This is a genomic window from Klebsiella sp. GFKo11 (genome assembly GCF_056490265.1).
In genome coordinates, this window is sequence record NZ_CM151369.1 from 6,414,872 (window position 1) to 6,421,185 (window position 6,314).

Consider the following 6,314-nt stretch of genomic DNA (forward strand, 5'->3'; position numbering starts at 1 on the left):
GATGAATGTCGTACAGGATAGTGGGGTTCGTACGGTAGTACGAGTTGCCATTTGGACAACAATGATTTCCTGGAAGGAAAAACACTTCGAAGATAGATGGTTACAGATTAATCGTTTGATTTTATGCTGTTTTTTACTGTCTCGATAAATTGATCGCGTAAATGATTCTTTATCTGCGAATTCCAGACGAGACCAATATCCCAGCCAGCCTGGTTTCCTTCAAGATTGTGCAGACTCACTCCGGCAGGGAGGAAGTTACGCACGCTTTCTGGTAGCAACGCGACGCCGTTTCCCCCGGCGATCAGGGCCAATAAAGCATGTATATCATCCGTAACGGACGCGGGTTCGGCTATGATGTCGCTTTGCAGAAGATATTGTCTTGTTTGTTCCGCCAGGCAGGGGCTTTGATCCGGATTAATTTGTAATATTATGCTCGACATTAAAATATCCCGCTCGCTTTTTTGCTGCCAGGTTTTAGCTGATGGCACCACCAGAATAAGCTTTTCATGTTTAATGAATATTGAACTTAGCGGTTCGGTCATCGGAAGGCGAACAAAACCGACATGCAGAGATCCATCCATTAATAATTTGCATTGCACGCTTGATGGAATATGACTCACGGATATGTCTATGCCTGGATGCATATTTTGAAATGTGTTAATCCATGCCGGAACGGTATTGAATGATGAAATGCCAAACCCAATTAATAAGATATCGCTATTCTTTTTCTGTATTTCTCGTGTGTAGCTTAAAAAACTATGGTGTTGTTTAACCAGATCGTGAGCTTTCGAAAACAACTGCTGCCCAAGCTCAGTGAGTATCGCACCGTGGCGTCCGCGCTGGAAAAGTGCGCCACCGACCTGCTGCTCTAATGCCTGGATTTGTTTGGATAAGGCTGGCTGCGTGAGGTGCAGGGCCATAGCGGCCTTGTGGTAGCTACCCTGTTCTGCAACGGTAACAAATGCGCGTATGAGTCTTATATCCATTCCTGACATTTATCGAACTCTGAAAAAATGGAATTATACACTCTATCATAAGTCAGAGCATACTTGCTAAGAGGTCTTTCATTATAAATAAGGACGATATTAATGTATCAAAATAAGTCGACAAAGTTAGCGGTTCTTTTCGATATGGACGGTGTATTAATTGATTCTAATGCTGTTATCGAGCGTGCATGGTGTGAAGCCGCGAAAATGTACGGCCGTGAAATTGGCGACGAAGATATTATTAAACATATTCATGGTCAGCCGGGACCACACACGATTCGCGCGCTATTTAATGACCTGCCTCTTTTCGATCGGCAGAAAGTTCAGGAACATATTATTTATGTCGAAAACACAGCCAGTTATGAGGCTATCCCTGGCGTGGCGGAACTTATTACTTCCCTTACGGAAGTGGGGATCACCGTCGGTATTGTTACCAGCGGCTGGCGTGAGAAAATCGATCGGGTGATTGAAATGCTTGATGTTCAGTCCTGCATTTCAGTTATCGTTGAGCGTGATGATGTCGCCAGAGGTAAGCCTCATCCTGACCCCTATCTATTGGCGGCGGCGCGGCTAGGGATCCCAGCGAATCAGACTGTGGTTTTTGAGGATTCCCGCAGCGGAGTCACTTCCGCCGTTGCTGCTGGAGCATACTGTGTTGGGATCGGCGGTGATGATTTACTGCCTTACGGTGCAATGCTTACTATCCCTGACTTTCGTGGGGTTCGCGTTGTGGCAGAAGGCGATAGCGCTCGGGTGCTTTTATTCACACCTGAACATTGTGTACAGATGGAAATGTACCGTGACGGTGATAAAGAAAAATAATAAAAAACCCGCTTTAACAGAAAGTTAATGCGGGTTAGTCAATGCTCACAAACGAAACTTATTTACCGATACAGAAACTCGAGAAAATCCGTCCCAGCAGGTCGTCAGAAGTAAACTCGCCGGTAATCTCGCTTAAACATTGCTGAGAGAGCCTCAGCTCTTCCGCCAGCAGCTCACCTGCCCATGCACCCAATAGCTGCGCTTTACCCTGTTGCAGATGCTCTGCAGCGTCTGACAGCGCCTGCAGGTGACGACGGCGTGCGAGGAAGCCGCCTTCCATGTTAGTTTCAAAACCCATACTCTGCTTGAGATGGTCGCGCAATACATCTATGCCTTCGCCAGTACGCGCAGAGAGGCGCACAAGTGAGTGGCCGTTCACTTCACTCAGGCCCAGCGTTTCGCCGGTAATATCCGCTTTGTTGCGCACCACGGTAATCGGTAATTTTGCCGGTAAACGTTCAATAAAGTCCGGCCAGATATCGGCGGGATCAACGGCGTCCGTGGTGGTGCCATCGACCATAAACAGCACGCGGTCGGCCTGTTCAATCTCCTGCCAGGCGCGTTCGATACCGATACGTTCAACTTCATCGTTGGCATCGCGCAGACCGGCGGTATCGATGATATGCAGCGGCATACCGTCGATATGGATATGCTCGCGCAGCACGTCGCGAGTGGTTCCGGCGATATCGGTAACAATCGCCGCCTCACGGCCTGCCAGAGCGTTAAGCAGGCTTGATTTCCCGGCGTTCGGGCGTCCGGCTATCACCACTTTCATCCCTTCGCGCAGCAGGCTGCCCTGGCGCGCTTCGGCGCGTACGGCGTCGAGGTCGGCAATCACCTCGTTAAGCTGGGCTTCGATTTTGCCATCGGAGAGGAAGTCGATCTCCTCGTCCGGGAAGTCGATGGCCGCTTCCACGTAGATTCGCAGGTGAGTAAGTGCTTCCACAAGGTGGTTAACGCGGGTGGAGAAGGCACCTTGCAGAGAGTTCAATGCAGAACGCGCTGCCTGCTCGGAGCTGGCGTCGATCAGATCGGCAATCGCTTCGGCCTGAGCCAAATCGAGCTTATCGTTCAAAAACGCACGCTCGGAAAATTCGCCGGGTTTGGCGATACGCAGGCCCGGCAGCGTCAGAATACGTTTGAGCAGTAAATCGAGAATCACCGGGCCGCCGTGCCCTTGAAGCTCTAACACGTCTTCACCGGTAAAGGAGTTCGGGCCAGGGAACCACAGCGCAATCCCCTGATCCAGCGCGCTGCCGTCGCTGTCTTTAAACGGCAGGTAGTCCGCATAGCGCGGCTTCGGTAGCTTGCCTAATATCGCCTGTGCGACGTCGCGCGCCTTCAGGCCAGAGATACGCAAAATGCCCACGCCACCGCGTCCCGGTGGGGTTGCCTGGGCGACGATAGTGTCGTTATGGCTCATGGTTAGTCTCAACTTTATGGCAATAAAAAAGGCGGTCATTCGACCGCCTTTCATTTTAGCGCTTAACGATACCGAATCAGGATTTTTTCTTCTCGCGGCTATGTAGGCCACGCTTCTCCAGACCACGGTAAATCAGCTGCTGCTGAATGATGGTTACCAGGTTGCTGACGATGTAGTACACCACCAGACCAGACGGGAACCACAGGAAGAACACCGTGAAGATGACCGGCATAAAGGTCATGATCTTCTGCTGCATCGGGTCGGTCACGGTTGTCGGAGACATCTTCTGAATGAAGAACATCGTCGCGCCCATGATGATCGGCAGGATGTAGTACGGGTCTTGTGCTGACAGGTCGTGGATCCACAGGATAAACGGCGCATGACGCAGTTCAACCGAAGCGCTCAGCATGTAATACAGCGCAAGGAAGATTGGCATCTGGATAATCAGCGGGAAGCAGCCACCCAGCGGGTTAACCTTCTCAGCTTTATACAGAGCCATCATTTCCTGGCTTTGACGCTGTTTGTCATCGCCCAGACGCTCACGCATTGCCTGAATCTTCGGCTGCAGCATACGCATCTTCGCCATGGAGGTGTACTGCGCTTTGGTCAGCGGGTACATGATGCCACGAACGATAAAGGTGATAACGATGATGGAGAAGCCCCAGTTACCCAGGAAGCTATGGATCCATTTCAGCAGTTTGAACAACGGCTGAGAGATAAACCACAGCCAACCGTAGTCAACGGTCAGGTCAAGATGCGGCGCAACGGCAGCCATTTTGTCCTGAATTGCCGGGCCGACCCACAGGGTGCTTTCCAGCTTATCGGTTTGACCAGGCTGCACCAGAACCGGCTGAGACTTGTAGCCGATAGCTACAATACCGTTACCAAGATTCGCGGTGTAGAAGTTGTTAGTGCCGTTGTTCTGCGGAACCCATGCGGTAGTAAAGTACTGCTGCAGCATGGCAACCCAACCGTTTTTGGTGCTGACGTTCAGGTTTTCGTTATCAACGATAGTGTCGAATTTATACTTTTCGTACTTCGTTTCGGATGTTGAATACGCTGCACCACGGAAAGTGTGCATTGTCGTCAGACCACCTGTCTGGGTATCGCGATGCGTCGGCAGATTGGCAGACTGCTTCAACTGGCCAAAGGTCGACACTTCCAGTGGTTTTTCGCTGGCGTTCTGTACGCTATAGGCGACATTTACCGCATACTCACCGCGTTTCAGGGTGAAAGTTTTGGTGAAAACGTTGCCTGCTTTATCGGTGTATGCCAGCGGAATGACGATTTCGTTCTGGCCATCAGCCAGCACAAACGCATCTTTATCGACGTTATACAGCGGACGCGGGCCATTAGCCGGGTTATCCGGACCATCGCGACCGGTTAAACCGCTCTGCGCCTGATAGGTAAATTGCGGCGTAGTTTCCAGTAACTGGAACGGTTCAGTCGACTTCAGCTCTTTCGGGTAAGCCAAAAGCAGCGCTTGCTCAACATCACCACCACTGGTGTTGATGGTCAGGTCAAGCACATCGGTTTTTACCGTAATCAGTTTTCCCTGGCCACTGGCCGGTACGCCCTGGTCGGCGGCGCTACCCGCTGCTGTGGTCGTTGTCTGCGTGGTCTGCTGCTGAGGCTGAGGATTGTTATCCTGCTCCCAGGCTTGCCAGATCATGAAAGACACGAACAACAAAGCGATGATAAGAAGATTGCGTTGCGAATCCATCGTTAGTGTTCTCTGGTATCAAATGGTCCAGGCGGGACGGGATCGTCACCACCAGGGTGTAAAGGGTGGCATTTTAATACGCGTTTCACCGTCAACCAACTGCCTTTTATCAGTCCAAACCTGCGCAATGCCTCAATTCCGTATTGAGAGCAGGTTGGTGTGAAACGACAGTGCGGCCCGAGTAGCGGACTAATCAGGCGTTGATAGACCCGAATCAGGCCTATCAGGACCCGCGAGCCAGGCGACAGTGGCGGCGCCATAATTTTTCCAACGCTTCCGAGAGAGCACGGTTATCGAGGTCGGCAACCCCCTTCTTCGCCACCACCACGAAATCCATTGGCGGGAGTTCATGTTGACGTAAACGGAAGCTTTCACGCGTCAGACGTTTAATCCGATTGCGTTCATGTGCGCGTTTAACGTTTTTCTTGGCGACAGTAAGACCGATGCGGGGATGCCCCAGCGAATTTTGGCGGCCGAGGATGGTGATTTGCGGCGTGCCAGCCCGTAATGGCTGCTGGAAGACGAAAGTGAAATGACTGGGAGTTAACAAACGTAACTCCCTGGGAAATGCGAGCTTAACCACTCAGGGTTAGCTTTATTACTTGGAAACGGTCAGACGAGAACGGCTTTTAGCACGACGACGTGCCAGAACCTGACGACCATTTTTAGTAGCCATACGAGCACGGAAGCCGTGAGAACGGTTGCGCTTCAGTACAGACGGTTGAAAAGTGCGTTTCATGGCGGTTTCTACCTAAACTTGAATAATTTCACTGACTTTCGCGTATACCCGAACGAATTTCGAACGGCCTACGCCTCAGCGTGGGTGATTAAAGAGGCCGGATTGTAATAATTGTACACTCCGGAGTCAATTCTCTTTCCTTATTTCTCGCACCTTGCCGCACAAAAAATAAGCGATGGCACGTTGCGGAAAACGGGCATTACGCGCCGGGTGGGGGATTATACGACCTGGTGGATAAAGCGCAAGGATCGCAAAGGATCTTTGTTAGATCGATTAAGCCCAAAACCAGCATAGCTCATTAATTTTTCCAATATGCGGCTGAAATCGTGCTTCACTCTCCCCGGGATCGTTTACACTTACCCGGCTTCGATCCTTCCTGTGGATAAATCGGGAAGAATCTGTTGAGAAATACAAGATCTCTTTCTCACTTTAGGCTATGATCCGCGGTCCCGATCGTGATCCAATGATCCACATCGGGTAATAACCGCAGATAGCGGTTCGCACGTCACCCCTTTTGTGCAGGGGCTTTTCGGCTAATGCAGGGTCTTGTCGACGTGTGCCAACAATCACGATTGTTTCAGTTTCTCTTTTATATCGATTTTTGTTCGAGTGGAGTCCGCC

At 50.9% G+C, this 6,314-nt stretch carries 8 protein-coding genes; 1 reads left to right on the top strand and 7 read right to left on the bottom strand.

Going from position 1 to position 6,314, the window contains the following annotated elements; all coding sequences use genetic code 11:
• Positions 1 to 107 precede the first annotated feature (107 nt).
• The gene (locus AC07P6_RS30670) at positions 108 to 995 is read right to left on the bottom strand and encodes a LysR family transcriptional regulator (RefSeq protein WP_478315375.1); all 888 of its coding nucleotides are present in this window, start codon (positions 993 to 995) and stop codon (positions 108 to 110) included.
• Positions 996 to 1,088: 93 nt separating this feature from the next.
• Between AC07P6_RS30670 and AC07P6_RS30675 the strand changes: the two genes are divergently transcribed.
• Positions 1,089 to 1,808 carry an HAD family hydrolase gene (locus AC07P6_RS30675; protein ID WP_478315376.1) on the top strand — a complete coding sequence of 240 codons (720 nt, stop codon included), beginning with the start codon at positions 1,089 to 1,091 and terminating at the stop codon, positions 1,806 to 1,808.
• A 58-nt stretch (positions 1,809 to 1,866) separates the two neighbouring features.
• On the opposite strand, the gene mnmE is transcribed toward AC07P6_RS30675, so the two are convergent.
• From mnmE to AC07P6_RS30705, 6 genes are all read right to left on the bottom strand, one after another.
• Positions 1,867 to 3,231, bottom strand: coding sequence for a tRNA uridine-5-carboxymethylaminomethyl(34) synthesis GTPase MnmE (gene mnmE / locus AC07P6_RS30680; RefSeq protein WP_182235414.1), 1,365 nt, complete (start codon positions 3,229 to 3,231; stop codon positions 1,867 to 1,869).
• A gap of 76 nt (positions 3,232 to 3,307) precedes the next feature.
• Positions 3,308 to 4,954: a membrane protein insertase YidC gene (yidC, locus tag AC07P6_RS30685; RefSeq protein ID WP_110276013.1), complete on the bottom strand. Its 1,647-nt coding sequence runs from the start codon at positions 4,952 to 4,954 to the stop codon at positions 3,308 to 3,310.
• A gap of 2 nt (positions 4,955 to 4,956) precedes the next feature.
• Positions 4,957 to 5,214, bottom strand: coding sequence for a membrane protein insertion efficiency factor YidD (yidD, locus tag AC07P6_RS30690; RefSeq protein WP_004871831.1), 258 nt, complete (start codon positions 5,212 to 5,214; stop codon positions 4,957 to 4,959).
• The gene (gene rnpA, locus AC07P6_RS30695; protein WP_004871829.1) at positions 5,178 to 5,537 is read right to left on the bottom strand and encodes a ribonuclease P protein component; all 360 of its coding nucleotides are present in this window, start codon (positions 5,535 to 5,537) and stop codon (positions 5,178 to 5,180) included. Before rnpA ends, yidD begins: the two co-directional genes overlap by 37 nt.
• Before the next feature lie 15 nt (positions 5,538 to 5,552).
• Positions 5,553 to 5,693, bottom strand: coding sequence for a 50S ribosomal protein L34 (rpmH, locus tag AC07P6_RS30700; RefSeq protein ID WP_002220736.1), 141 nt, complete (start codon positions 5,691 to 5,693; stop codon positions 5,553 to 5,555).
• 218 nt (positions 5,694 to 5,911) lie between these two features.
• The gene (locus AC07P6_RS30705; RefSeq protein WP_420915787.1) at positions 5,912 to 5,992 is read right to left on the bottom strand and encodes a hypothetical protein; all 81 of its coding nucleotides are present in this window, start codon (positions 5,990 to 5,992) and stop codon (positions 5,912 to 5,914) included.
• Positions 5,993 to 6,314 lie beyond the last annotated feature (322 nt).

Coding starts and splice junctions, on each gene's coding strand:
- AC07P6_RS30675 (WP_478315376.1), top strand. CDS start 1,089: ATGTATCAAAATAAGTCGACAAAGTTAGCGGTTCTTTTCGATATGGAC.
- yidD (WP_004871831.1), bottom strand. CDS start 5,214: ATGGCGCCGCCACTGTCGCCTGGCTCGCGGGTCCTGATAGGCCTGATT.
- AC07P6_RS30670 (WP_478315375.1), bottom strand. CDS start 995: ATGTCAGGAATGGATATAAGACTCATACGCGCATTTGTTACCGTTGCA.
- rpmH (WP_002220736.1), bottom strand. CDS start 5,693: ATGAAACGCACTTTTCAACCGTCTGTACTGAAGCGCAACCGTTCTCAC.
- yidC (WP_110276013.1), bottom strand. CDS start 4,954: ATGGATTCGCAACGCAATCTTCTTATCATCGCTTTGTTGTTCGTGTCT.
- AC07P6_RS30705 (WP_420915787.1), bottom strand. CDS start 5,992: ATGAGCTATGCTGGTTTTGGGCTTAATCGATCTAACAAAGATCCTTTG.
- mnmE (WP_182235414.1), bottom strand. CDS start 3,231: ATGAGCCATAACGACACTATCGTCGCCCAGGCAACCCCACCGGGACGC.